This is a genomic window from Rheinheimera sp. EpRS3, from assembly GCF_001513785.1.
In the GTDB taxonomy this organism is placed as follows: domain Bacteria; phylum Pseudomonadota; class Gammaproteobacteria; order Enterobacterales; family Alteromonadaceae; genus Alishewanella.
The window spans coordinates 140,457-166,458 of sequence record NZ_LNQS01000009.1 but is presented as its reverse complement, the minus strand read 5'-3'; the positions used below and the strand labels follow the sequence as shown (position 1 = coordinate 166,458).

27 protein-coding genes are annotated in these 26,002 nt (G+C 49.9%); 8 read left to right on the top strand and 19 right to left on the bottom strand.

Translation table 11 applies throughout. The annotated features are described in order from the left end of the window. Positions 1-72: 72 nt before the first annotated feature. The 19 genes from flhB to AR688_RS13085 form a co-directional block, all read right to left on the bottom strand. Positions 73-1,200 carry a flagellar biosynthesis protein FlhB gene (gene flhB, locus AR688_RS13175; RefSeq protein WP_068234609.1) on the bottom strand — a complete coding sequence of 376 codons (1,128 nt, stop codon included), beginning with the start codon at positions 1,198-1,200 and terminating at the stop codon, positions 73-75. Positions 1,201-1,215: 15 nt separating this feature from the next. Next, positions 1,216-1,989, bottom strand: coding sequence for a flagellar biosynthetic protein FliR (gene fliR, locus AR688_RS13170; protein ID WP_068234607.1), 774 nt, complete (start codon positions 1,987-1,989; stop codon positions 1,216-1,218). 6 nt (positions 1,990-1,995) lie between these two features. Further along, positions 1,996-2,265 carry a flagellar biosynthesis protein FliQ gene (fliQ, locus tag AR688_RS13165; RefSeq protein WP_068234604.1) on the bottom strand — a complete coding sequence of 90 codons (270 nt, stop codon included), beginning with the start codon at positions 2,263-2,265 and terminating at the stop codon, positions 1,996-1,998. Further along, complete coding sequence (gene fliP, locus AR688_RS13160) at positions 2,262-3,008, bottom strand: flagellar type III secretion system pore protein FliP (RefSeq protein WP_068234598.1); 747 nt, start codon at positions 3,006-3,008, stop codon at positions 2,262-2,264. The genes fliQ and fliP overlap by 4 nt, the downstream gene beginning before the upstream one ends. Positions 3,009-3,016: 8 nt before the next feature. Continuing rightward, a complete protein-coding gene (gene fliO, locus AR688_RS20505) occupies positions 3,017-3,529 on the bottom strand; it encodes a flagellar biosynthetic protein FliO (RefSeq protein WP_068234597.1) in 513 nt (170 codons plus the stop codon). Further along, on the bottom strand, positions 3,529-3,918 hold the full coding sequence (gene fliN / locus AR688_RS13150; RefSeq protein ID WP_068234596.1) for a flagellar motor switch protein FliN: 390 nt from the start codon (positions 3,916-3,918) through the stop codon (positions 3,529-3,531). The genes fliO and fliN overlap by 1 nt, the downstream gene beginning before the upstream one ends. 6 nt (positions 3,919-3,924) lie before the next feature. Beyond that, positions 3,925-5,013 (bottom strand): flagellar motor switch protein FliM, encoded by a 1,089-nt coding sequence (fliM, locus tag AR688_RS13145; protein ID WP_068234595.1) that lies wholly within the window; start codon positions 5,011-5,013, stop codon positions 3,925-3,927. Between the two features lie 12 nt (positions 5,014-5,025). Further along, positions 5,026-5,547 carry a flagellar basal body-associated protein FliL gene (fliL, locus tag AR688_RS13140; protein ID WP_068234592.1) on the bottom strand — a complete coding sequence of 174 codons (522 nt, stop codon included), beginning with the start codon at positions 5,545-5,547 and terminating at the stop codon, positions 5,026-5,028. 95 nt (positions 5,548-5,642) lie between these two features. After that, entirely contained in the window at positions 5,643-7,409 is a 1,767-nt protein-coding gene (locus tag AR688_RS13135; RefSeq protein WP_068234590.1) for a flagellar hook-length control protein FliK, read from the bottom strand. 141 nt (positions 7,410-7,550) lie between these two features. Continuing rightward, the gene (gene fliJ, locus AR688_RS13130; protein ID WP_068234589.1) at positions 7,551-8,006 is read right to left on the bottom strand and encodes a flagellar export protein FliJ; all 456 of its coding nucleotides are present in this window, start codon (positions 8,004-8,006) and stop codon (positions 7,551-7,553) included. Continuing rightward, on the bottom strand, positions 8,006-9,352 hold the full coding sequence (gene fliI / locus AR688_RS13125; protein ID WP_068234588.1) for a flagellar protein export ATPase FliI: 1,347 nt from the start codon (positions 9,350-9,352) through the stop codon (positions 8,006-8,008). Before fliI ends, fliJ begins: the two co-directional genes overlap by 1 nt. Positions 9,353-9,355: 3 nt before the next feature. After that, complete coding sequence (gene fliH, locus AR688_RS13120) at positions 9,356-10,180, bottom strand: flagellar assembly protein FliH (protein WP_068234585.1); 825 nt, start codon at positions 10,178-10,180, stop codon at positions 9,356-9,358. A gap of 17 nt (positions 10,181-10,197) precedes the next feature. Then, positions 10,198-11,232, bottom strand: a complete 1,035-nt coding sequence (gene fliG / locus AR688_RS13115; RefSeq protein WP_068234582.1) for a flagellar motor switch protein FliG — start codon at positions 11,230-11,232, stop codon at positions 10,198-10,200. Then, positions 11,225-12,922: a flagellar basal-body MS-ring/collar protein FliF gene (fliF, locus tag AR688_RS13110; protein ID WP_068234579.1), complete on the bottom strand. Its 1,698-nt coding sequence runs from the start codon at positions 12,920-12,922 to the stop codon at positions 11,225-11,227. Before fliF ends, fliG begins: the two co-directional genes overlap by 8 nt. A 15-nt stretch (positions 12,923-12,937) precedes the next feature. Continuing rightward, positions 12,938-13,273 (bottom strand): flagellar hook-basal body complex protein FliE, encoded by a 336-nt coding sequence (gene fliE, locus AR688_RS13105; RefSeq protein WP_068234576.1) that lies wholly within the window; start codon positions 13,271-13,273, stop codon positions 12,938-12,940. Positions 13,274-13,389: 116 nt separating this feature from the next. After that, positions 13,390-14,760: a sigma-54-dependent transcriptional regulator gene (locus tag AR688_RS13100; protein ID WP_068234574.1), complete on the bottom strand. Its 1,371-nt coding sequence runs from the start codon at positions 14,758-14,760 to the stop codon at positions 13,390-13,392. A gap of 3 nt (positions 14,761-14,763) precedes the next feature. Next, positions 14,764-15,867, bottom strand: coding sequence for a sensor histidine kinase (locus AR688_RS13095; protein ID WP_082694773.1), 1,104 nt, complete (start codon positions 15,865-15,867; stop codon positions 14,764-14,766). A 119-nt stretch (positions 15,868-15,986) separates the two neighbouring features. Continuing rightward, a complete protein-coding gene (locus AR688_RS13090; RefSeq protein WP_068234571.1) occupies positions 15,987-17,438 on the bottom strand; it encodes a sigma-54 dependent transcriptional regulator in 1,452 nt (483 codons plus the stop codon). A gap of 112 nt (positions 17,439-17,550) precedes the next feature. Beyond that, positions 17,551-18,345 (bottom strand): flagellin, encoded by a 795-nt coding sequence (locus AR688_RS13085; protein WP_068234568.1) that lies wholly within the window; start codon positions 18,343-18,345, stop codon positions 17,551-17,553. A 201-nt stretch (positions 18,346-18,546) separates the two neighbouring features. Here AR688_RS13085 and pseB point away from each other — a divergent pair, with 201 nt between their 5' ends. The 8 genes from pseB to AR688_RS13045 are packed head-to-tail and all read left to right on the top strand — an operon-like array spanning position 18,547 to position 25,978. After that, positions 18,547-19,548 (top strand): UDP-N-acetylglucosamine 4,6-dehydratase (inverting), encoded by a 1,002-nt coding sequence (pseB, locus tag AR688_RS13080; protein WP_068234565.1) that lies wholly within the window; start codon positions 18,547-18,549, stop codon positions 19,546-19,548. Then, positions 19,545-20,693 (top strand): UDP-4-amino-4,6-dideoxy-N-acetyl-beta-L-altrosamine transaminase, encoded by a 1,149-nt coding sequence (gene pseC / locus AR688_RS13075; protein WP_068234562.1) that lies wholly within the window; start codon positions 19,545-19,547, stop codon positions 20,691-20,693. Before pseB ends, pseC begins: the two co-directional genes overlap by 4 nt. After that, positions 20,690-21,388: a pseudaminic acid cytidylyltransferase gene (gene pseF / locus AR688_RS13070; protein ID WP_068234559.1), complete on the top strand. Its 699-nt coding sequence runs from the start codon at positions 20,690-20,692 to the stop codon at positions 21,386-21,388. The genes pseC and pseF overlap by 4 nt, the downstream gene beginning before the upstream one ends. Further along, the gene (gene pseG, locus AR688_RS13065) at positions 21,385-22,422 is read left to right on the top strand and encodes a UDP-2,4-diacetamido-2,4,6-trideoxy-beta-L-altropyranose hydrolase (protein ID WP_068234553.1); all 1,038 of its coding nucleotides are present in this window, start codon (positions 21,385-21,387) and stop codon (positions 22,420-22,422) included. Before pseF ends, pseG begins: the two co-directional genes overlap by 4 nt. Before the next feature lie 12 nt (positions 22,423-22,434). Continuing rightward, positions 22,435-23,484, top strand: coding sequence for a pseudaminic acid synthase (gene pseI, locus AR688_RS13060; protein WP_068234547.1), 1,050 nt, complete (start codon positions 22,435-22,437; stop codon positions 23,482-23,484). Then, positions 23,481-24,458, top strand: coding sequence for an ATP-grasp domain-containing protein (locus AR688_RS13055; protein ID WP_068234545.1), 978 nt, complete (start codon positions 23,481-23,483; stop codon positions 24,456-24,458). The genes pseI and AR688_RS13055 overlap by 4 nt, the downstream gene beginning before the upstream one ends. Further along, a complete protein-coding gene (locus AR688_RS13050) occupies positions 24,442-25,113 on the top strand; it encodes an HAD family hydrolase (protein WP_068234542.1) in 672 nt (223 codons plus the stop codon). The genes AR688_RS13055 and AR688_RS13050 overlap by 17 nt, the downstream gene beginning before the upstream one ends. Further along, a complete protein-coding gene (locus tag AR688_RS13045; protein WP_068234539.1) occupies positions 25,106-25,978 on the top strand; it encodes a class I SAM-dependent methyltransferase in 873 nt (290 codons plus the stop codon). The genes AR688_RS13050 and AR688_RS13045 overlap by 8 nt, the downstream gene beginning before the upstream one ends. Positions 25,979-26,002 lie beyond the last annotated feature (24 nt).

Sequence of the window (26,002 nt, the reverse complement as noted above, 5' to 3'; positions counted from 1 at the left end):
AGTAAATTGGCGCTATGCAGCAGTTCAGCAAGAAGCGTTCCAACACTAGAGTGAGCACAGCCTCAGCTGAACTTAATGGCGGTAATCTTCTGGGATTGGCAGCTCTTTGGCCAGCGTTTTCGGCCGGCTGCCTTTGCCTTTTTTATACATTTTCAGCTGATAAACATAGGCTAAAACCTGCGCTACAGCCGCAAAAAGTTGCTCGGGTATTGGATGGTCCAGCTTGGTGGTGTAGTAAATAGAACGCGCCAGTGACGGAGATTCAATAACCGGTACTTTATGTTCATTACCTATTTTACGAATGTGCATAGCCACTTCATCCACCCCTTTAGCCACAACAACCGGAGCGCGGAATTTGCCCTGATCATATTTTAATGCCACCGCGTAATGCGTAGGGTTAGTGACGATAACATCGGCTTTGGGCACTTCCTGCATCATGCGTTTCATCGACATTTGCATCTGGGTACGGCGAATACGGGCTTTAATTTGCGGATCGCCTTCGCTGTTTTTATATTCGTCTTTAATTTCCTGCAGCGACATTTTCAGTTGTTTTATATGATTCCATTTTTGGTATGGCGCATCAACTACTGCGATCACCGACACACTGGCGCATAAGCCCAGAAACAACCAGGCTAAAAAATATAAAGCCGATTCGATGTTATTTGGCTCACTCATCAAAGACAGCGCCATAATGTCAAAAAAGAATATCTTCAGCAGCAGATAAGCAATTCCCATCACAACAATTACTTTGAGAATACTTTTTAGCAGCTCCACCAGCGCCTGCAGGCCAAACATGCGTTTAAAGCCTTTTAATGGGTCCATTTTGCTGGCTTTGGGCGCAGCCGCCTCCCAGCTAAAATTAAAACCACCCAGTAAGGTGTTACCTATAAAGGCTGCAATCAGAATAATAATAAAGATACCTGCCAGCGGCGGTGCCAATTTTTCGCCCACAGCCCCCCAGGCGGTAAACATAGAGTTGGTTTCAAAAATATCTTTCGGGTTTAACTGCAACATACGCTGGCCAACATCGAGCACAGCCATTGCCAGCATTTTGCCAAATACCAGCAAAGACGCAGCGCTGCCAATTAATACAAAAGCGGTGCCTAAATCCTTGGAACGGGCAATCTGGCCCTTTTTAGCTGCGTCTTCCAGCTTCTTGGGGGTGGGCTGTTCGGTCTTTTCGGTGCTTTCATCTGCCATTGCAGAGCCCTCCGCCTAGCAGCCAATCAGCCGGCAGCTGTAATCTATCGCGTGCTGCCACTGTTTGTCGTAATGAAATAAGAAGGTATCCAGCGTTAACCACAAGATGATTAAACCGGCCAGCATGGTGATAGGAAAACCTATCGAGAAAATATTCAGCTGCGGTGCGGCACGCGTCATAATGCCAAAAGACAAATTGACCACCAGCATAGACACAATCGGTGCCAGTGCTATTGCCAGGGCGGTAGCGAACATCCAGCCGGCAAACTCGATCACTGTCCAGTAGCTGGTGACGTCCCACCACTGGCCGTTAATCGGCAGGGTGTCAAAGCTAAATACCAGCATTTGAATCATGATTAAGTGGCCGTCAAAAATCCAGAACAGCAAGGTAGCCAGGATCAGATAAAACTGGCCGATAGCTGCCACATTGACGCCACTGGCTGGGTCGACCATAGACGCAAAGCCCAGGCCGGTTTGCATGGCAAGCAATTGCCCGGCAATAACAAAGGTGGTTATAAACATTAATGAAATAAAGCCCAGTGCAAAGCCAATCAGCAGTTGCAACATCACTTCAAGTATCATCTGGCCTGACATTAAATCCGGGTTAGCTACCGGCGGCAGTGTCGGCATAATGATCAGCGTGATCATCAGCACCAGGCCGGTTTTTATCCGCATGGGCACATTACGTACACCAATACCGGCCATAATCAGGAACATACCGGTAACACGACACATTGGCAGCAGGTAATCTGCCAGAGTCTGCATCAGTACATTCAGCGGAAATTCCATTGTGCGTTAGCCCACAACCGTTGGAATACTTAAAATCAATTCGTTGGTGTATTCCATAATAACGCGGGTAAACCAGTGGCCGCCAAAAATCAGCGCCAGCAGTGTAACAATCAGCCGTGGTAAAAAGCTTAATGTTTGCTCGTTAATAGAGGTTGCCGCCTGGAAAACAGCCACCAGCAGGCCAACAAACAACGATGGCAGAATAATGGCGCTTACCAGCAAGATTACCAGAAACAGTGCATCACGCAGCACATCGACAAAAACCTCCGGGCTCATGTGCCCACCCCATAACTGGTGGCGAGTGTACCCATAACCAGAATCCAGCCATCAACCAGTACGAACATCATCAACTTAAAGGGTAACGAGATAATCATCGGCGATAACATCATCATACCCATTGCCATCAGCACGCTGGCTACGACCAAATCGATAATCAGAAACGGGATAAACAGCATAAAACCAATCTGAAAGGCGGTTTTAAGTTCGCTGGTAATAAAAGCCGGGACCACTATTGTAATCGGGTAATCCTGCGGCGAGGCAGCAATTTCCAGCCCGGCAATCTGGGCGAAGGTGTCTAAATCTTTGGTGCGGGTCTGGTGCAGCATAAAACCTTTAATAGGTATCAGCGCAGCATCAAGTGCCTGCACCGGCGTAATTTCTTCGCTCAGGTAAGGTTGAATGGCCGTGTCATTAATGTTTTTAAACACCGGCGCCATAATAAAAAAGGTCAGAAACAGCGTAATGCCGATTAATACCTGGTTAGACGGCGTTTGCTGCAAACCGATAGCCTGGCGAAGTATGGCCAGTACCACAATAATGCGGGTAAAGCAGGTCATCATGATAACGATAGCAGGAATAAAACTGAGCGCTGTCATCAGCGCCAGTACCTGCAGCGTTACACTGTATTGTTGGGAGCCATCGGCTCCGGTAGTTACCGTAACAGCCGATAAGGCACCATTATCAGCCAGAACATCGGGGCTTAGCAGTATTACCAGCACCACGAACAACAGTCGCAACATAGCTCACACTATTTTTTCAGGAACGATTGCAACTGTGTATGAAAGTCTGATGCCAACTTTTCTTCAGGTAGAGGATTTTCCAGTTCAAACAGTAAATTTATGCTGTGTGCGGTGACACCTAAAACACGTTGTTTTCCTTGCATTTCAACAACTAACAATCGCTCTTTCGGGCCAATCGGCATGGTAGAAATAATTTTTATATGCCTGCTGCCAGGTAAGCGCAACGTCAATTTTTTGAACGCCCAGCCCAGCGTAAGCACTATTGCTACCACTATCGCCAGCGATAGTGCCATTTTCCCCAGGCCAAGACCTGCTGACGGGCGTTCGGCCGGCGCTTCTGTTTTTAGCTGTAAGGCTGGCACAGATGCAGGCTGCGAGGCTGGAGGCTCGGGTTCACTTTGCGCTACAACCTCAGTTTTGGTTGTACTCTTGGCTTGCGCGGCGGCGTCGTCAGTACTCTGGGCCAGCCCCGTCAGCGGTATTAAGGTGCAACATAGTAACGTAACAAACAATAATCGCATCAACGTAACTTCTTAATCCGTTCAATCTGGCTGATAACGTCAGTGAGGCGAATACCAAACTTGTCGTTTACTACAACCACTTCACCGTGCGCTATCAGGGTGCCGTTAACCAGCACGTCTAATGGTTCGCCGGCTACACGCTCCAGTTCAACCACCGAGCCCTGATTAAGCTGCAATAAGTTACGGATACTTATTTTGGCCCGGCCAACTTCCATAGAAATAGTGACCGGAATATCTAAAATAGTATCCAGCTTACGTTTTTCATCTACCGTGATATCGGCTTTTTCATCACGCAGCTCTTCAAGCTCAACAGCTTCTGCACCATCGGTGCCTTCAGCTTCGGCCATGGCAGCGGCCCATTCGTCCATGGTGTCTTTATCATCAGCCATTTTTTGTTACCTTCTATCGCGATCTGACAGGTTCAGATCGGCTTCTAACTCAGAAATATCGGCATCGCTGTCAAGGCGCCGCCCACCTTTAGTAAACACATGCATCTCAGATTTTGCTGATTCCGGCCGTTTAATTTTTTCAATAATTTTCAGCGCAGCATGTTCGCGCGAACGGCCCAATTTAGCTCTGTAGGTTGGTAAATCTTCAACCAGTACCGTGATATGGTCCGGCATTTCTATCGGAATAATATCACCGGCCTGCAACTCCATAATTTGCCGCAGCGTTAAATCGACATCCATCATTTTGGTGGTTAAATCCACCTTTACATCCATAATTTCGTCACGCAGAGCCTTGCTCCAGCGTAAATCGGTGTCTTCTTTGTCACTTTGTACACCGGCATCCAGCAGCTCGCGGATCGGTTCCAGCATGGAATACGGCAATGCGACATGGAAATCACCACCGCCACCGTCCAGTTCAATGTGGAAAGAGCTGATTACCACCACCTCAGTGGGGCTGACAATATTGGCCATTGCCGGGTTAACTTCAGAATCCAGGTATTCGAATGACACATCCATTACCGGCGCCCAGGCTTCTTTATAATCTTCAAAAATCAGCTTCAGCAACATCTGAATAATACGCCGCTCGGTCGGGGTAAACTCACGGCCTTCAATTTTGGCATGGTAACGGCCGTCACCACCAAAGAAGTTATCCACCAAAATAAATACCAGCCTGGCTTCCATGGTAATCAGGCCAGTGCCTTTAAGCGGCCTGAACCGCACCATATTTAAACTGGTCGGCACAAACAATGTGTGCACGTACTCGCCAAACTTGATCATCTGCACGCCGTTAATTGACACTTCAGCGGTGCGGCGCATCATATTAAACAGGCTGATACGCATATGGCGGGCAAAGCGTTCGTTTACCATCTCCAGCGTTGGCATGCGGCCACGTACAATACGATCCTGCGACGAGAAATCGTATTCCATGGCAGAGCGGCCCCGGCCTTCACCGGAATCGTCTATTTCCTCTTCTTCGACGTCATCAACACCATGTAACAGCGCATCAATTTCATCTTGTGACAGTAAATCGGTCACGGCTGCTCACTCTTATTGCATCACAAAACCGGTGAAGAGAACTTCCTCTACCACCACCGAACCCACTACCTCGATCATCGCCTGCTGTAAATCACTTAATGCTTTGTTTTTCAATGCATCACGTCCGGCAACAGTGACCAGTTCATCAGCATTGGCAGCGCTGAAGGTTTCCAGCAAACTGCCTTCAATCAGCGGAATATGCCGCATCGCGATGGTTTCATTGTTAGTACCACGCACCAGCAACTGCACTTTAATTTGCACCATCCGATCACGCGACGCGCCAGGTACATTAAACACAAAAGGCCGTGGCAGTGGCACATACAGCGCCGAGCCTTTTACATCTGTGCCGCCTGGAGCACCCGCTGTATCAGAAGCGCCATCTGAAGCAGTTCCGGCATCGTTACTATCTGAACCACCGAAGAACATCAGGCCGACAACAATCAACACCACCACCAGTACTGCACCACCACCCAACAGAAGCCATTTTTTCTTACCTGAACCTTCTGCAATAACCAGATCTTTTTCCGCTGCCATGCCTGTGCTACCTGTTAGTTAAAGTGCCATTATTATGCTCATCTGTGGCGGCCAATGTAAATCATCGTTACCGAATTAACCGCCACTATTGGCCGTTAAGCATAATAATCCACCAGCCTATCGGATGTTTTCACATTAAGTTGCACGGTGTCTGAAGTTACATCCGGCGTATCGTCTGCTGTTTGTTTGCCACTTCGGCCCTGACTATTGCCATCACGCTGCGCTAACTGGCGCTCTTGCTGCGACTGCTGCTGTACCTGGCCTTCAGTTAACTGAATGCCCTGTTGTTGCAGCATTTCTCTAAGCCGCGGTAATTGTTGTTCTAATAATTCTTTTGCCTGCGATTGCTGCACGATAAACTGCACCGACGCCTGATCCTGCTGCATATCTATTTTAATTTGCATCTGACCAAGCCCGGCAGGATCAAGCCGGATTTCAGCGATCTGAATATTTTGCCGCACCATCAGGGTGACTCTTTCACGCAACTGCCCTGCAGCATCCTGTTGCAGTAAATTCAGGCTTTGCTTTAACTGTTCCGCCAGCGGCCGTGCTACCGCCTGAGCAGTGCCAGCTTGCTGACGTTGCTCTGCCAACTGCAGTGCACTGCTAAATGCCGTATCAACGCGCGCTGCTGCGCTGGCATCTGCCGCCACTTTGGCAGTTGCGATACTGCTATCGGGCATCTCTGCAGCAATATCGGCTGGCAATGAGGCATTATTATTCTGTTTAGGCCCTTGTTGCTGATTCTGTTGCGACGGGTTTTGTTGCGAGCCATTTTGCTGCTGAGCATCATGTTTAGACGCATTTTGCTCAGACCCCGCCTTAGCACCCGCCAGATTATCCGCTTTATCAGATGCAGCTGTCAGCGACAACTTACTGGTCGTCGACGCAGTATCGGTTTTGCTGTTATCTTCAGTACCGGCAGCAGTTACTGTTTTGGCATCGGCCTGAACCGCAGACTGGGCGACAGAGCCTGCCTTTATGCTGCCATCGTCTGTTTTGTTATTGTTGTCATCAGCTTTAATACCTGTCTCTATCGCTGCTTTTACACTGCTGTCTTTTATGTTGTTGTCTTTACTGTCATGGGTATCACTGCCAAAACCTACCTCTTTTACAGACTGAGCAACGTCAGCACTGTTAGCATCACCCTGCGCAGCACCAGACTCAGTAGCGCCCGCCAGCACGGCTACCGGTTGTGCTTCACCTTTACCACCGGCGGAGGCTTGCGTTTTATCGGCCACCTTACCCGCTTCAGAATCCCCTGAGATCTGCCCGTTTACTTTTGCCTGCAGCTCAGTGGTGGCCGTATCCGTTATTTCGCTGGCAGACTGAGACAGTTGTTTTGCAGCTTTAGCCACCTCTTCGGCATCAGTTTTAGTTTGGCTATTGCCTGGCGAAACAGCAGCTGGCTCGCCTTTAACATCGTCGGTAGCAGTATCAACAACGGCAGCATCAGTATCACTGGTATTAATGGTATTACTGCCAGTTTCAGGCAACTTGTCTTTAAGCGCTATCTGCCCCAGCAAGCTGGATGTCAGCAAGGAGTCTTCATCAGAGCCTGCTGCGTTTTCGTTTTCAGCATTCTCTGCGTTTTCTGCACTGGCTGCAGTATCTTTAGCATTGGCAGCAGCTAGTAATGCCTGGCTGACCCCACTTAGCACGCTGATTCCGGCAGGGACATGCCGCTTGGCGCCGGGCAGGCTATTTGTTGCCGGTGCCGTCATGCCGTTTAGCACCTCACCAAATCCTGAGCCACTGAGTTCCGTGCCAGCCTCAGCTGCAGAGTCTGATAGGGCGCCATCCAGCCGCAACGCGCTGTCTGCGGTGGTTGTCAGCATTGATAATTGTATAGCCTGCACCATTTTTATTCCCCTGACTGACCACTGCGATCAGGCGTTAACTGCGCCGTTAGCGGGTTAAAGCTGTTGTGTTAAAACCTATATTCAGTTATCTATTCAAATTTCAGGCCAACATGACACGAACTTCTTTACGGCATAAGCAAGTTAGTACATCTGTGGCTCATTACGGTTGCGCATAAATTGCTGGCTGGCATATTCATCGGCATTTTTCTGCTCTTGTTTCAGTTGCTTTAATAACTCAGCCTGTTCGCCGCGCTGTACCAGTAATTCCATAGCCTTACGTTTTTTTTGCATCGCCAGCCAGTTTTGTTTGCGTTGCTCTGCAGCAGCTTTAGCCTGGTGTAACGCCCGGCCCTGCTGCTGTATTGCCTGATCAAGCTTACCGATAAAGCTGACGAACTGAGTGTACTGCCGGCTTTGTAAACCGGCAGCGCCTTGCTGTTGGCTCTGCTGAATATAGTCGGTACGGTAATTTGCCAGGCCCTGATATTTTTGTTCAGCCTGCTGGTAAAACTGCTGGGCTTTAACAAACTGCGCCTGCAGTTTTTCTTCGCGCTCTTTTTGTATTTTAATCAGCATGGCAAAGCGGTGGTTAATCATCAGGTATTACTCCTTGCAGCGGCCGGAACCAGCTGATTAAGCCCTTGCAGGCTGTCGTCGTAGGTCACAACGTCATGCATTCCCTGCTGCAAAAAGCGGTTAATTCTTGGCATCATGCCAATAGCAACATCCAGTTGCGGATCGCTGCCGCGCACATAAGCCCCGATAGCGATTAAGTCTTTGCTTTGCTGGTAACTGGCATACAGCTGCTTTACCGTACGCGCCATTTGTTGATGTTCAGCACTGGTTACCGCCGGCATAACACGGCTAATAGATTTTTCTACATCTACCGCAGGAAAATGACCGGCATCAGCCAGGGTACGTGACAACACTATATGGCCGTCAAGAATAGCGCGTGACGCATCGGCAATAGGGTCTTGTAAGTCATCGCCTTCAGACAACACAGTATAAAATGCCGTTATAGAGCCCTGACTGCCACTGCCGTTACCGGCGCGTTCAACCAGTGCCGGTAATTTGGCGAATACCGATGGCGGATAACCTTTGGTAGCCGGCGGCTCCCCCACCGCCAGCGCAATTTCACGTTGTGCCTGAGCATAGCGGGTAATAGAGTCAATCAGCAGCAGCACATCCATGCCCTGATCACGGAAATACTCGGCTACCTGTACCGCGGTTTCACAGCCTTTTAACCGCATCAGTGGCGACACATCAGCTGGCGCGGCGATCACAACCGAGCGCTTTTTGCCCTCTTCACCCAGAATTTCATCAATAAATTCTTTTACCTCGCGGCCACGCTCGCCTACCAGGCCTACCACGATGACATCAGCTGAGGTACCGCGGGTCATCATGCCCAGCAATACGCTTTTACCCACACCAGAGCCCGCAAATAACCCCATACGCTGGCCTTTACCCACAGTAAGAATGCTGTTGATAGCCCGCACGCCGACATCCAGCGGCTGTTTAATTGGCCGGCGATGCAAAGGATTAATCGGTTTGGCTTTAGCGCCACCAAATTGCTCAGCGGCAATAGGGCCTTTGCCGTCCAGCGGTGCCCCTGCGCCATCAATAACCCGGCCCAGCAGGTTAAGGCTAAGCGGTACGCCTTTAAAATTAAGCAACGGCGTTACGCGGGCACCGGGCACAACACCGGATACATCATCTTTGGGCATCAGATAAATACGGTCATTGGCAAAACCGACCACCTCCGCCATAATTTCGCCGCGGGCAGTTTCTACCGAGCAAGGCTGGCCGATACCCGCACTGCAACCGGTGGCTTCCAGTGTTAACCCCACTACACGCACCAAATGGCCGGCGACAGCAGGCCGCGAGCTGTGTACATAGCGCTGTTGCTGTTGCAAAAACTGGCTCAGGCTTTCGCTGTTTGCCATAAGTTAGTCTCCGGCCGGTGCATCAGGTTGGCTTTCATGTTGCTCCAACTGAATAAAATGCTCCAGGCTGCTTTGTACCCGCTGTTGTAAACTGCGGTCGACGCTGGACTGGCTGCTCTCTACCTTACAGCCTCCCTGTGCCAGCAGAGGCTCGGCTCTTAATTGCCAGTTACGCTGCGCCAGCTCGTCTTTGGTGTAACTTTGTTCAACAATGGCTAAATCCACCGGGTTAAGTTTTATTAGCAACTGCCCGGCTTGCAGCGGCAGTGCTGAGGTAGCCTCTGCGATGGCCTGTAAAATAACTTCCGGGTTGGTTTTAACTTCAACATTGATCACCGCCTGCGCCATCGCCAGGCTTAATTGCAGCAGTTGTTGTTTGACCTGTTTATCTATGCTGGCCAGCGGTTGCTGTAATTGATCCAGCAATGTACTAAGCTGAACCAGCTTGTCATTAAGCTCGGTTTGGCCATCTGCCAGGCCTTGCTTTTTACCTTCAGCCTGCCCCTGAGCCAAGCCATCCTGCTGGCCTTGTTCACGGCCTTCGGCATAACCTTTACTAAAACCTTCCTCTTTACCCTGACCAAAACCCTCGTCGTAAGCCGCCTGACGGATTTGCTCGATATCATCTGCTGTCAGGGGCTTGATTGTCAGCTCTTCATCTTCATCTGCTTTACTGGCTTTGGCCTGAGGCTGTGTTTTATTCAGCGCATTAGTGCGAATGCCATCATGCGCTGGCGTCATATCGGGTGTTTGCCAGTGCTTGATCAACTCATCAGTTTCTTCGTCGGGCGAAAACGGCCTTTTGTGCTTAAATGCCTCAGTGCTCATAGTACTACCCGCTCTGTTTAGACGAAGTCATCGCCGCCGCCACTGCCCAGCATTATTTCACCGGCGTCAGACAACCGGCGCGCAGCAGACAGTATTTCTTTTTGCGCCGCTTCAACATCACTTACCCGCACCGGCCCCATGGCTTCTAAATCGTCCTGCAGCAGCTCAGCAGCACGTTTTGACATATTTTTGAAAATTTTCTCTTTTAAGTTTTCATCAGTGCCTTTTAACGCTTTCATCAGCACATCTTGCTGAATTTCGCGCAGCAGGGTTTGAATACCGCGGTCATCAACGTCGATCAGGTTCTCAAATACAAACATCAGATCCTGTATTTGCTGCGCCATTTCTTCGTCGTGCTCACGGATAGAATCCATCAGCTGGCCTTCAATATTGGTATCCATATAGTTGAGGATGTCGGCAGCAGCTTTTAAGCCGCCCATTTTCGCCGTTTGCGCGCCAGCCTGACCGGCAAACTGTTTCTCCATAATCTCGTTTAACTCCTGCAGTGCTGCCGGTTGTACTTCTTCGAGGTTGGCAATACGCATGGTTAAGTCCAGCCGCACTTTTTCCGGGAACTGAGATAAAATCTCTGCCGATTGCTCCGGTTCCAGGTAAGACAATACGATAGTCTGAATTTGCGGGTGCTCGTTGCGGATAATATTGGCTACCTGCTTCGAGTCCATCCATTTCAGTGAATCCAGGCCTTTAGCACCGCCGCCCAATACTATCTGGTCAATCAGGTTAGCGGCTTTCTCTTCACCTAAAGCTGCGGTTAACGCGCGTTTGATAAACTCTTCGCTTTGGAAGCCAATGGTGCTGAAATTCTGAATTTGCTCGATAAACAAGCGATGCACCGCCGAGATTTTTGCCTGGTTCAGATCGGTCATCTGCGCCATGGCCAAACCCACTTTCTGCACTTGTTTGGGCTCTAAGTGTTTTAAAATTTGCGCAGCATCTTCTTCTGACAAACTCAGCAGTAAGATGGCGGCTTTTTCAACACCGTCCAGTTTACCTACGTCAAACGACGGCTTTATTGCTTCTATGCTACTCATCTTCAGCCAACCAGTTTTTCACTACCAGAGAGGATAATTCCGGCTCATTTGCCACTAAAGCCCGAACTGCGCGTAATAAATCGTCATCACCATGTAAGTCCGGCAGCATTAGTGTGCCATCCGGGGCAAAACCTACTGCGTTTTCGTCAAATGTTGAGCTTAGCATGTCGATAGTGTCGTCGCCCAAATCCAGCCCGCTGGACAGCGCATTATCATCATAACTATCTTTGGTGTCTTCAGGGTAAATCAGTTTCTTCAGCATTGGCCGCACTATGGCCAGAATAAGCACAATAATTATCAGCCCGCCAATAACCAGACGCACGACACGCAGGAACCATTCTTCCTCATAAAAATTAGGTGTTTCAGCCTCGATAATGGCTTCTTTCATAAATGGTACCGAGATCACCTCAATCATATCGCCGCGCTGCGCATCAAAGCCGATACCGCCTTGCAGTAAACGGCGAATATTAGCCAGCTCTGCCTGGGTGCGAGGCTCAGGTTCACCATCTACAGCTGTCGCAGGTTTGTAATCGATAGCTACCGATACGCTTAAGCGGCGGATCACCCCACTTTGCTGGGAAATATGGCTGATAGTGGTATCCAGTTCGTAATTACGGGTCGCTTCTTTGTGATTACGCCCGGGTACAACCGGCTGTGCATTGCCGCCGCCCGTTGCCTGCTCAGGAATGGCGGAGTTCATCGGTGGCTGGTTAGATAGCGCCCCGGGTATACCGGCACTTAAACCGCCGACGCTGTTTTCTTCAATGGTCATTTCGCTGCGTACAGCAGGTAAATCTGGATTAAAGCGTTTTTGGGTCTGCTCTGTGGCGGTAAAATCCATCAGCAAGTCGACCTGCGCAGTATAGTTACCATAACCCAGTACCGGCATTAAGATAGAGTCGACTTTTTGGCGGTATTCTTCTTCACGGGTGCGCTGCAGTTCATACTCTTTGCGGCTACGGGCAGAGCTGGCATCCTGGGAGCCACTGTTTAATAAGCGGCCGTTCTGATCAGTAACCGTTACTCTGGAGGGCGATAAACCCTGCACAGCAGAAGCAACGATATCGACGATGGCATCCACTTCGCTATCGCGCACCATAGTGCCGCCACGGGCGGTAACCAATACCGTGGCCGAAGGCAGTTTTTCTACCCGGGCAAACACATTTTCTTTTGGAATAGCCAGTAATACCCTGGCGCGGGATATGCTTTGCAGCTCTTCAATGGTACGGGCTAACTGTTGTTCACGGCTATGCTTTAACCGCTCCATTTCAAGGCGCTGGCTAACACCAAAACCGCTGTCTTGCAGCAAAAATTCGGTACCGCTGGATGGCTCTTTAGTCAGGCCGGCGCGGGACAACGACAATTTGATACTCTGAAACTCATCTTCCGGTATCAAAATAGTATTGCCTTCCAGTTTATAACTGATTTTTTGTGCATCCAGGTGATCCAGGGTTTGGATCAATTCCTGCGTTTCAAAGGTGCCCAGTGGCCGCATTTCCGGCTCGCGTGCCCACATGATAATCAGAATAGCAATGGCCAGACAGATAGTCAGCGCGACAATCAGGGTGATCTGGCGCACCAGATCCATGCCGCCCAAACTGCCGACAAAACCCGGTTTTTGTTCCTGCTGCTCACCGGCACCGTATTCGGTGTTGGTAAGTGCCAGCTCGGTGGATTGATTTTCAGCCACAGCTTTATTCCTCCGTTATACCGGCATCGACATTATGTCTTTGTAGGCTTCTACCAATTTATTGCGCACCTGCACCGTGGCTTCAAATGCCAGTGAGGATTTCTGGCTGGCAATCATTACCTGTGCCAGTGATACATTAGGATCGCCCATTTCCACGGCAGTACGCATCTGGCCGGTTTCCTGTTGTAAGGCATTAACATTGCTTAAAGCGTTTTTCAGCATATTGCCAAAGTCACTCTGGCTGGGGTTAACTTCAGCGGTATTTTTCAGCTTCAGCTCGCTGCCAACGCCGCGGGCCTGGCTGGCCAGCGACTGCATTTCGGCGTAAAGGGCCTGCCCTTTGATATTCATAGCGTCACCTGTCAAAAATTTGCTGCTAACACGATTAGCTAATGCAAAGCAGGAGTTATGCCAAGTTTTAGTTATTTGAATTTAAAAGAAAAAACCCTCATCAAGAGGGTTTTATATCAGGCGGGAAGATCTATGCCATGCTCTTTCATACGGGCCAGCTTATAACGCAGGGTGCGGTCGCTGATGCCAAGCCGCTCAGCCACGTCTTTACGCCGGTTAGCACAGGCTTTCATCGTGGCCAGAATAATGCGGTGTTCCTGCTCATGTACGCTGGCTTTAAAACCGGCATTGGCATCGTCTTCATCTGCCATATTGCTCACTGCTACAGACAGCTCTTTATCAGCAGCAGCCGGCGGCAGCATATCTGCCTGTTCCAGCAAAATGTCGTCAGTATCAATACTGTCGCCCTGACAAATAATTAAGGCACGCTGTATTACGTTATCCAGCTCACGCACATTGCCCGGCCAGCTGTAGCGGCTTAACTGCAAAGCCGCCGCGTCAGTTAAATGCACCACTGCACGACCGGTTGCCCGGCAATGGCGCTGCAGTAAATGCTGCGCCAGCGGTACTATGTCGGCCGGTCTTTCACACAACGCCGGCCAGCTTAATGGAAATACATTCAGCCGGTAGTATAAGTCTTCACGAAAGCGCCCCTGCTCTACGGCTTGTTTCAGATTGCGGTTACTGGTGGCCAGCACTCTTACGTCCAGCTTAATGGTTTTACGGCTTCCCAGGCGCTCTACTTCACGCTCTTGCAGCACCCGTAATAACTTGGCCTGCAGGTTTAAATCCATTTCGGTAATTTCATCCAGCAAAATGGTGCCATGCTGGGCCTGTTCAAATTTACCCGGACAGCCATTTATCGCGCCGGTAAAGGCGCCTTTCTCATAACCGAATAAGGTAGATTCCAGCATATTTTCCGGAATAGCAGCACAGTTTATCGCGACAAAAGGGCCGCTGCTGCGCTCAGATAACTGATGAATATAACGTGCCAGCACCTCTTTACCCGAGCCACTGGGCCCGGTGATCATGACACTGGCATCAGTACGGGCCACTTTAGCGCACAATGCCAGTAACTGTTTACTGGACGGGGCAGCCACTATGGGCTCAAAACTGGCTACCGGTTCTGCGCTGACATAACGGCCTACGGTATTAAGCAATACTTCCGGTGAAAACGGCTTGGCCAGATAATCAATAGCGCCAAGCCGGATAGCCTCCACCGCAGCCTGCACGGTGGCGTAGGCCGTCATCATTAACACCGGTATCTTCGGGTACTGCTCGCGTAAGGTTTTTAACAGTGTAAGGCCTGAAGCGCCCTGCATCTGTACATCGCTTATAACCAGTTGCACACTTTGCTGCTTTAATGTCAATAATGCCTGCTCGGCACTGTCTACAGCACATACCTGATACTGTGCCAGCAATAAGGTATCGTGCAGTGCTTCGCGCAAACCGGCATCATCTTCTACTAACAGTATATGTTGGCTCATCTGCTATTCCCCGCTGACTGGTTGCTGTATCGGCAGCAGCATTTCAAAGCAGGCGCCGTGCTCTGTCGAAATATACTGCACCGAGCCCTGATGCGAATGCGCTACCGCCTGCACCACTGCCAGGCCCAGGCCAGTGCCCTGAACACGGCCCGTAACAAAGGGTTCAAACAGAGAATCACGCAGTACCGGTGCCACGCCCGGGCCATTGTCGGTAAGGCGCAGCGCTAACATACCGCTGTACTGTTTGCTGGGGGAGATATCAAGCGATATTTGTGTATCATGCCCTGCTGCCTGAATGCTGTTTTGAATAAGATTTTGCAAGGCACCGCACAGCGCATTCTGGTTACCCAGTAAACAAAGTGCTGTGTCGCTGCAGTGCAGCGATAAGCGGGTATTATGTTGTTGCAGCAGTGCTTCAATACTGGTGTTTAACTGCTCAATAAGCTGACTGAGCGAAAAACCTGCTACTTGCTGCGCACTACCAGAGCGGGCAAACAACAGCATATCGCTTACCTGTTGTTCTAAATCCTGTAAACGCGAGAGTAGTTTTTGCTGAAACTGCTGCTGCACCTGCAACGTGGCCCTTGGGTTAGCCAGGTTCTGGGCATAGAGTAAAGCAGCAGATAAAGGTGTACGGATTTGATGAGCTAATGTCGCCATCATTTTACCCAAAGTGGATAAACGCTGCATATGGCTAAGGCGGCTCTGTAATTGCCGGGTTTCGGTCAGATCCGTCAGCATAATAAGCTGCCCAGCCTGCGAAGCGACACCGCCCTGTGCCAGGGTACTGATTTGCAGCTTAACCCGCCGGCCATCTTTAAGTGATACTTCCAGACCATCATCGCTGCGCGGGCGAAAACAACGGCTGATCACATCAAGCCAGCGCTGCCCGGTTAGTGGTTCGCCAAGCAATGCCATGGCAGCAGGGTTGGCCTGATACACCACTCCACGCTGATCCAGCAGGATCACCGCAGCAGGCAAAGCCTGTAACACGGCATCATAATGAGCTGACGGCAGGAGCTGCAGTACAGCACGCCCGCTGGCTGCTACCGCTGCAGTATCAGGCAGAGCGTGCAAAGAAAAGTCGTATGCATTGGCCGTTGTCATAATTACCCTTAAACATTGCGTTATCGCTTAAAGGTAATGCAGGCACTATGCCAGATAAATTAATATATTTTCAATAACTTATAGCGTCAAAAGCCTGACACTGCAGTAATTAGCCGTTATTACTCGTCTTTGCCAAGGTTGTATTTACGCATTTTTTCAACCAGCGTAGTGCGGCGCAAACCCAGTACCTCTGCAGCACGGGCAACGACAAATTCGTGCCGCTCCAGTGCCTGAGATATAAAGCGGATTTCCAGCTCAGCCAGATATTCTTTCAAATCCAGCCCCTGATCAGGTAACTCCTGCAGGCCGTCTGCCACAGCAAAAAAGCCTGCATTGTCAGTTTCATCTTCGTCATCATCCGTAGACTGAAACATTTCGTTCAGTAAATCACGCTCCTGCAAACTTTCCGGATATTGTGGTACATAGCTTTCTATATCCAGGTGACGGTATTTCGGTGGCAACTCGGCGACATCAACTACCTGGTCCGGGTACATAATAACCATCCGCTCCAGCAAATTTGCCAGTTCGCGCACATTGCCCGGCCAACTGTGTAATTGCAGGCTTTGCATAGCATATTCAGTAAATTTAACTTTGGCCTGGCTGTATTTTTCCTGGCGTTGCAGCAGCTCACTGATCAGCAGCGGTATATCGTCGCAGCGTTGGCTAAGTGCAGGGGTATCAATAGGAAATACATTTAAGCGATAATATAAGTCTTCCCGGAAGCTGCCATCATCGATCATTTGCTCTAAATCGCGGTGCGTAGCGGCTACAATACGCACATCTGCCTTAATAGGCTGTGTGCCGCCTACCCGTTCATAAGTACGCTCTTGCAATACGCGCAGCAATTTCACCTGCATATTAAGTGGCATATCACCTATTTCATCTAAAAACAGCGTGCCGCCCTGTGCCAGCTCAAAGCGGCCTTTACGGGTAGAAATAGCACCGGTAAAAGCGCCTTTTTCATGGCCAAACAATTCACTTTCCAGCAGCTCTGCCGGTATAGCGCCACAGTTGATGGGTACAAAAGGCCCGCGCGCACGGTTAGATAATAAGTGAATATTACGCGCCACAACTTCTTTGCCGGTACCTGAGGGGCCCAGCACCAGCACATTGGCTTCGGTTTTTGCCACTTGTTGAATAAGGAAGCGGACTTGTTGCATGGAAGGCGAATTACCCACCATGCCATCAAATTTTGCCGTGTTGTGCTGCTTATGCTGCAGCGGTAACAAGCGATGATACTGCTGGCTGTCGCGCAGTAGCTGAGTTAAAGAGGCATAAGAGAACGGCTCACTAAGCAGGCCCACCGCATTGGTATACTGCAACAGTGGCTGCAGCGGTTCACCCAATAATAAGAACGCCGTTGCAGGATAACGTAACAGAAGATCGGCATGGAGCTGGCTCTCCAGCGCGCCCAGCAGCACCACTACCGGCTCCTGATTATTCAATCTGGCTTGCAGTGCGGCCATATCCAGTATCTGGTGCGGCTCATTAATAAAACTTAATACTGTACTGAGCCGGCTGCTACGGCTGCTTTGTTCATCAACGATATACAGAAAAGGATTATTTACCATGCCACTGCTTTTATTATGCTTTTAATTGCATTGTACTTCGCAAAGATGAGCTTGCAAGGTAATACGCTATTTTTTTGACACTGTGTCAAAAAAATAGCGTGGCTTTACGGTGTTAACTAAGCAGGTTTAAAGCCTGTTGCTGCTGCATTCTGGCCTGCAGTGAAACACTGACAGAAGTATTAGCCAAAATATCGGCCGCGACCTTATCGCTGCTGGCACGGGCAAAATCCAAATCTTCAATCCGGCTGCGCGCGGCAGACTCAGCAATTTGCTGGCCGTTTAAATTACTGGCCGCGGAGCTAAAGCTGTTAATGGATGCGCCAGCGTCGGCTTGTAAACCACCAATATAGTCCAACGATTGCTGAATATTACCCAGCGATGCTGCAGCGTTATCGGCTGAGGTTAAATCTATACTAAAAATATTCTGTGCGGTTAAACCGGATGCAACATCTGTTGTGCCGAAACTAAGGCTGCCAGAACCAGTACCAAAGCTTAAAGCGCCATCTTGATCAAACAGTTTTTTACCGGCGAACTCTGTATTATCAATTACCTGCTGAATATTAGCCGTGTATTGGTCGGCTTCTGCCTGCAGAGCAGCCCGCTCCTGCGCGCCGTAAATACCATTACCAGCGGCAACGGCCAGCCGGTTTAATTCGCCGAGATTATCATTGATACCTTGCAAGCCCTGCTCATATACCCGCGCCAAAGATACACCGTCGTAAAGGTTACGCTCGCCCTGGCCTTTGCCGTTAATACTGCTGCTTAGTTGATTGGCTATCTGTAAACCGGCGGCATCATCGGCAGCGCTGTTTATCCGTTTCGCTGTAGCCAGCTTTTTTAACAAGCTGTCTTGCTGTAACTGGGCCTGGTTTAAAGTATTTAAACTGCCGGGAGCATTAAGTTTCATCTTGGCACCACTTTGTCGTTAAAACTGGTTATAGTTTAGTCAAAGCGACGATAAACCGCTATTAATTAAATCTGCGTAAAAACTAAGCCGATACATTAGTACTAAAGTGTTTGAACTGAATATGTTAGCTCTTTCGGCACAGTTTATGCTAATGTCATTTTAAACAGCATTTCGTACACAAGTGGTTCCCGAGGGCAGCTTATGTTTAACGGTAAAACAATTTTAATCACCGGCGGTACCGGCTCATTTGGCCACAAATACACCGAAACCCTGCTGGCACGCTATAAGCCGAAAAAAATCATTATTTATTCCCGCGACGAATTAAAACAGTACGAGATGCAGCAAAAGTTTAACCAAAGCTGTATGCGTTATTTTATCGGTGATGTGCGCGATGAACACCGGTTGGTGCGGGCTATGCACGGCGTGGATTACGTTATCCATGCCGCGGCACTAAAACAGGTACCTGCAGCCGAATATAACCCGATGGAATGTATTAAAACCAATATTAACGGCGCTGAACACGTAATAAATGCGGCTATTGAAAACAGCGTAGAAAAAGTTATTGCACTATCTACCGACAAAGCCGCCAACCCGGTAAACCTATACGGTGCTACTAAACTGGCGTCCGATAAACTGTTTATTGCGGCCAATAATATCTCCGGCGGCGCAAAACCGCGCTTTTCTGTGGTGCGCTACGGTAATGTGGTCGGCTCGCGCGGCTCAGTCGTGCCGTTTTTTCAGCAACTGATTGACAAAAAACATGACCATATCCCGGTTACCCACCTGGAGATGACACGATTCTGGATCAGCCTGCAACAAGGCGTCGATTTTGTGTTAAAGAATTTTGAGCGCATGCTCGGCGGCGAAATTTTTGTACCGAAAATCCCATCTATCCGTATTGTCGATTTAGCCAAAGCCATGGCACCGCATTTACCAGTGCAAGAGGTCGGCATTCGCCCCGGCGAAAAGCTGCACGAGATGATGTGTCCGGGTGATATGTCGTATCATACCTTTGAATTTGCTGATCACTTTGTTATTGCACCGGCGATTAAGTTTTTTAACCGTAGCAATGATTTTTCCAGTAATGCTCTGCAAGAACAAGGCAAACTGGTCACGCCGGGGTTCCAGTACGTGTCTGATACTAACCCGGACTTTCTCAGTGTGGAACAAATGCGTCAGTTTAATCAGGAAGCGATGTCGTGATTCCCTATGGCCGTCAGCACATTACCCAGGCGGATATTGATGCAGTAACCCAGGTACTGCAAAGCGACTTTTTAACCCAAGGGCCAGCGGTACCTGCTTTTGAGCAGCGTTTTTGTGAGCTGACCACCGCGCAGCAGGCTGTAGCAGTCAATAGCGCCACCTCCGCCTTACATATTGCTTGTTTAGCTTTAGGTGTAGGGCCCGGTAGCAGGGTCTGGACTTCACCACTTAGTTTTGTTGCTTCAGCCAATTGTGCGCGTTACTGCGGCGCCGATGTCGATTTTGTCGACATAGAACCCGACAGCGGCAATATGGCGGTAGATAAACTGCGGCAAAAGCTGGAGCAAGCACGCAGCACTGATACACTACCACAGATCGTAATACCGGTGCATTTGGCCGGTGCCAGCTGTGATATGCAGCAAATACATTATCTGGCCAACGAATTTGGTTTTAGTATTATCGAAGATGCCTCGCATGCGGTGGGCGCCAGTTACCATGATGAGCCGGTGGGCAATTGCCGCTATAGCGATATCACCATATTCAGCTTTCATCCGGTCAAAATTATCACTACCGCTGAAGGCGGTATGGCATTGACCAATAACAGCGTATTGGCTGATAAAATGCGTCTGCTCAGAAGCCATGGTATCAGCCGTGACGAAAGCCTGATGACAGAGCCTGCACACGGCGCCTGGTATTATCAGCAGTTGCTGCTGGGCTTTAATTACCGCATGACCGACATTCAGGCCGCGCTGGGGTTAAGCCAGAGCCTGCGTCTGTTGCCGATAATTCAAAAACGCCAGCTACTGGCCGCCAACTACAACCGTTTACTGGCAGATCTGCCTGTTGGCTTGCCGGCGTTAGATGACGTGAATATCAGCGCCTGGCATTTATATATTATCCGGCTGGATGACAAAACCAAACGCAAGGCGGTATTTGACGGTCTGCGCGCTGCCGGCATTGGCGTGAATGTACATTATATTCCCATTCATACCCAGCCGTATTATCAGCAACTGGGCTTTGACTGGGGCGATTTTCCGCTGGCGGAAGATTTTTATGAGCGCATTATCAGCCTGCCGATGTTTCCCGAACTCAGCGGCGAGCAACAACAATACATTGCCGATAAACTGGCAGAGCTGTTGCAATGAGAGTGGCCATTATTCCGGCGCGTGGCGGCAGTAAGCGCATACCACGCAAAAACATTAAAACCTTTTGCGGTCAGCCTATGCTGGCTTATCCGATCCAGGCGGCGCTAAACAGCGGCGTAGTGGATAAAGTGGTGGTCTCCACCGATGACGCAGAAATAGCCGCTATAGCACGGCACTACGGTGCCGAAACACCTTTTAAGCGCAAGGCAGAGTTGGCGGATGACTTTACCGGCACCACAGACGTTATCCGCAACGCCATTACCGAACTGCAACAACAGGGCTGGCCGCTCAGCAGCTGTGCCTGTATTTACGCTACTACTCCGTTGTTAAACAGTGAGCGCATTGCCGCGGCATACCAGTTGCTGGCAAGCAACAAAGCGGATTATGTCTTTACCGCGGCTCGTTTCTCTTTTCCTATTCAGCGCGCCCTGCTGCAAACTGCAGCAGGTGGTGTAGTGCCGTTTGATCCGGCCAGCATTATGCAACGCTCGCAAGACCTGGCCGAAACTTTCCATGACGCCGGCCAGTTGTATTGGGCAACAGCTGATACCTGGCTGGATACCGGCAAAGCCGTATTCGGCACCGGCTCCAGAATGCTGCTGCTACCGGCGCATTTAGTGCAGGATATCGATACGGTTGAGGACTGGCAGCGCGCCGAACTGTTGTACCAACTGCTACAGGCGCCTGCGCAGTGAAGGTGCTGTTTCGCACCGACGCTTCAGTAACCCTGGGTTCAGGCCATGTTATGCGCTGCCTGACGCTGGCACACGCTTTACGAAAACTTGGCGCCAGCTGTGATTTTGCCTGCCGGATAACATCAGGCCATTTGGCTGATGTTATCCGCAGCGATGGCTTTAACGTACTGCCGTTACCGGATGTTCTGGCCGGTCAAACTGCAGATGCAAAAGCAACACTGGCACAGTTAACGCAGAATTATGCACTGTTGGTGCTAGATCACTACGCGCTGGCAGCGGACTACTGCCGGATGCTGCGGACCAGATGCCGGTATATTCTGCAAATAGATGACCTGGCCAACCGCAGCTATGACTGCGACCTACTGCTGGACCAAAACCTGGTAGCCAACGCAGAGCAGCGTTACAACAAATGGTTGCCAACACATTGCCAGGCGTTGCTGGGGCCGCGTTATGCCTTGCTGCGTGACGAGTTTTATCAACCACAAGCACAACATGAACCGGGCCGGATCCTGATCGGCTTTGGTGGCAGTGACGAGCAAAATTTAACCGCTCTGGCGATTGAGGCTTTAGATAAACTAAAGCTTCCCGGTATTTCTGCCGATATAGTAATTGGAGCGAATAATCCGTGGCATGCAGAACTTAAGCAACTTACTGCAAGCCTGCCCGATATGACGTTACATGTGCAATGTAACTATATGGCGAAGTTAATGCATCAGGCGCGACTCATGCTTGGTGGTGGTGGTGCCAGCCATTGGGAAAGGTGTATTAGTGCTCTGCCGGGTTTGGTTGTTACCGTTGCCGAAAATCAGCAGGCGGCAACGGCTTATCTTGACCAGCTTGGCGCCTGTGTGTGGTTGGGACAGGCTGCAGATATGTCGGCAGAGTTCTTTGCAGAGCAACTGTGCTATTACCTGTCGCAACCGGCACTGCTTGATAGTATGGGCCAAACGGCAGCCGGTCTGATACCGGCTGCCGCAGGCACACCACTGGTAGTTGAAACTATATTGAAGACACTGAATAACGGACATCCGTAACGAGGATAAGCAATGGCTGTAATTATGCTTGGCAAACACGCGGTAGGGCCGGACCAGGCACCGTTTATTATTGCCGAATTATCCGGTAACCATGATCAAAGCCTGGACAAGGCATTGTTGATGGTTGAAGCGGCAGCAAAATGTGGTGCCGACGCGATAAAGCTGCAAACCTATACCCCGGACACCATTACGCTAAACCTGCACCAGAACGAATTTTTTATTGATAACCCCGACAGCCTTTGGCACGGCAGCTCACTGTATAGCCTGTATCAACAAGCGATGACACCGTGGGAGTGGCACAAGCCGCTGTTCGACCGCGCAAAAGAGTTAGGTATGCTGGCGTTCAGCTCACCGTTTGATTTAACTGCGGTAGACTATCTGGAACAGTTAGATGTGCCCTGCTATAAAATTGCCTCATTTGAAAATATCGATCATGGTTTAATCGCCGCCGTTGCCCGCACCGGCAAGCCGGTGATCATATCGACCGGCATGGCCACGCAAGCCGAACTGGCTGAAGCGGTTGAGGTGCTGCAACGTAACGGTTGCCATGACATTATCTTGTTAAAATGTACCAGCAATTACCCGGCCCGCCCTGTCGACGCCAACTTACATACTATTCCACACCTGGCGGAACTGTTTGGCTGTCAGGTCGGCTTATCTGATCACACCGCCGGTATTGGTGTCAGTGTCGCTGCCGTGGCGTTGGGCGCAACCGTGATTGAAAAGCACTTTGTGCTGGACCGCAGTGAAGGCGGCATTGATGCAGCTTTTTCCATGGAGCCGGCCGAATTCAGCCTGCTGGTATCAGAATGCCGTAAAGCGAAAGATGCCTTAGGTAAAGTGCATTACGGCTGTACCGACAAAGAAGTTGCTTCACGGATACACCGCCGCTCACTTTATATTGCCAAAGATATGCAAGCCGGTGATATTTTTACTGCAGATAACCTGCGCTCTGTGCGGCCGGGGCTTGGCCTGGCGCCGAAATACCTGCCACAGTTTCTTGGCCGTCAGGTCAAACAGGATGTGCCGATGGGCACCCCGCTAAGCTGGGATCTGCTGTGACAAAGCCACTGCCCGGCGCGGCACTGCTGTTAAGCAGTGCCGGTGCCAAAATTCCTATGTTACAAGCAGCCAGGCAAGCCTGGCTGCGGTTATTCCCAACCGGCAGTATTATTGCCGGCGACACGCAGCCGTTATGCGTAAGCAGAGCTTTTGCTGATAGTTTCTGGCAAATGCCGGCCACGGTTAATGCAAATAAAGCTGAACTGCGCCGCGGCTGTATTGAGCGGAATATCAAGGTTATTCTGCCCAGCCGCGATGGAGAACTGTTGTTTTGGGCGGAAAATAAGCCCTATTTTGCTGAGGCCGGCATTCACATTATTGTATCGCCGGCTGTCGGCATCAACTTGTGCCTGGATAAACTGGCCTTTGCTGAATTTGGCCGGCAGCATCAGTTACCTGTTATTCCGGCGTCATTACATATCGATGATATCAGCGCAGAGCAATTTGTTGTTAAAGAGCGTTTTGGTGCCGGCGCCAAATCAATCGGCCTGGGGCTGAGCAAAACACAGGCCTTGCAGCATGCAAGGCAGTTGCAGGCGCCGATTTATCAACCGATGCAAAGCGGCAGAGAAATCAGTATCGATGCCTGGCTGGATCAAGACAGCCACGTAAAAGGCCAGGTACTGCGACAGCGCGATAAAGTCGTAGCCGGCGAATCACAAATTACCACCACCTTTACCGATACGGCTTTAGCGCAGCAATTCAGCCATATATTGGCGCAGCTGAAACTAACAGGCCCCGTGGTAATGCAGGCTATTATTGATGCCAACGTCAAACCGCATATTATAGAGTGCAACAGCCGTTTTGGCGGCGCCTCTACGTTAAGCATCGTAGCCGGGCTGGACAGCCTGTATTGGAGCTTTTTGCAAGCCATGCAGCCAGAGGCTACGCTGACAGCATTTACCGCAGCAACGCAGCCCATCAGGCAACTGCGCTACAGTATGGATATCTACCAGTATGATCCTGATTTTTGATCTTGATGACACCCTTTACGATGAACGCCAGTTTGTTGAAAGTGGCTTTCGCGCTGTTGCCGATATGGCGCAGCAGCGCTGGCAATTAGATGCCGCTACCAGTTTTCAGCGCTTATGTCAGTTGTTAGACAGCCAGGGCCGGGGACGTATTTTTGACGATTGGTTAGCACCGTATAACTTAGCCGGTAAAACTAATATCAGCGCCTGTGTGCACCGCTATCGGTTGCATAAACCGCAGCTCACCCTGCCGCAGGCTCACCGGCAAATGCTGCAAAGCCTGCCAGGGCCGCTGTATCTTGTTACCGACGGTCATAAAATAGTGCAGCAAAACAAAGTGCAGGCGCTGGGTTTAGCCCCTTATTTTAAGCGCATCTTTATTACCCACCGCTTTGGCGTAAAGCATGCTAAACCTTCTACCCATTGTTTTGAGTTAATCCAAAAAGCAGAACAATGCCGCTGGCAGGATCTGGTTTATATCGGTGATAACCCGGCAAAAGACTTTGTTAATCTGAATAAAAAAGGCGCCGGAACCATTCGTATACTGACAGGCTGCCATAAGGATGTGCAGGCTAAACCCGGCTATGACGCTAAAACCCGGCTGCATACTCTTACTGAGCTGATGCCGTTGCTAAAAGGTAACCATGATAATGCCTGACCAAGCCAAATTTACCGAACAACGCCACGCGCTGGGTTTTATTGAAGCGATACCCAAACCGTCTGAGGCAGAGTTACAGGCGCATTATAATGCGAAGTACTATCAGGTACCTGAAGGCTCTTACCACAGCACTTATACTGAGCAGGAACTGCAATACTTTCACAATATTGCCAGTGTCGCCCACCAGGTAGCAAAGCAGAATAATCTGCCGCGCAGCTTACTTGACCTGGGCTGCGGTGAAGGTTTTTTTGTCAACGCATTTGAAACTTTTGGGTGGGAGCTTGCCTGCTGTGACTACTCCGATTTTGGCATCAGTAAGCACAACCCGCATTTGTTACCGTATTTTCAGCAAGGCAGCATTGAACAAAGCCTGACGCATTATAAAGGCCGCACCTTTGGCCTGATTAACCTGCAAAACGTGCTGGAGCATGTACTGGACCCGTTCGAAACCATGGCTATACTCAAACCCCTGTTGTCAGCCAATTCCGCCCTGAGAATTAAAGTACCGAATGACTATTCAGACTTCCAACTGGCTTTGCAACAACAAGGCTATACCGACAATACCTGGTTTGCCCCACCGGAGCATCTGAGCTACTTTAACCAGGAAAACTTAACCCGCTTTATCTCTGCCTGCGGTTATCGTTTATTGTCGTTGCAAACCAACTTTCCTATCGAAGTTTTCCTGACCAATGCACATTCTAATTACTGGCAAGACCGAAGCTTGGGTAAGCAAGCGCATTTTAGCCGTGTATTTTGTGAAAATTTTCTGATTGGCAAAAATATCGACAACTATATTCGCTATGCTGAAGCCAGTGCAGCCTTGGGCTTTGGCCGTGAGCTGATCGCTTATGTCACACCTGAGTAAGCCTTACTTTTCGGGAATAAAAAA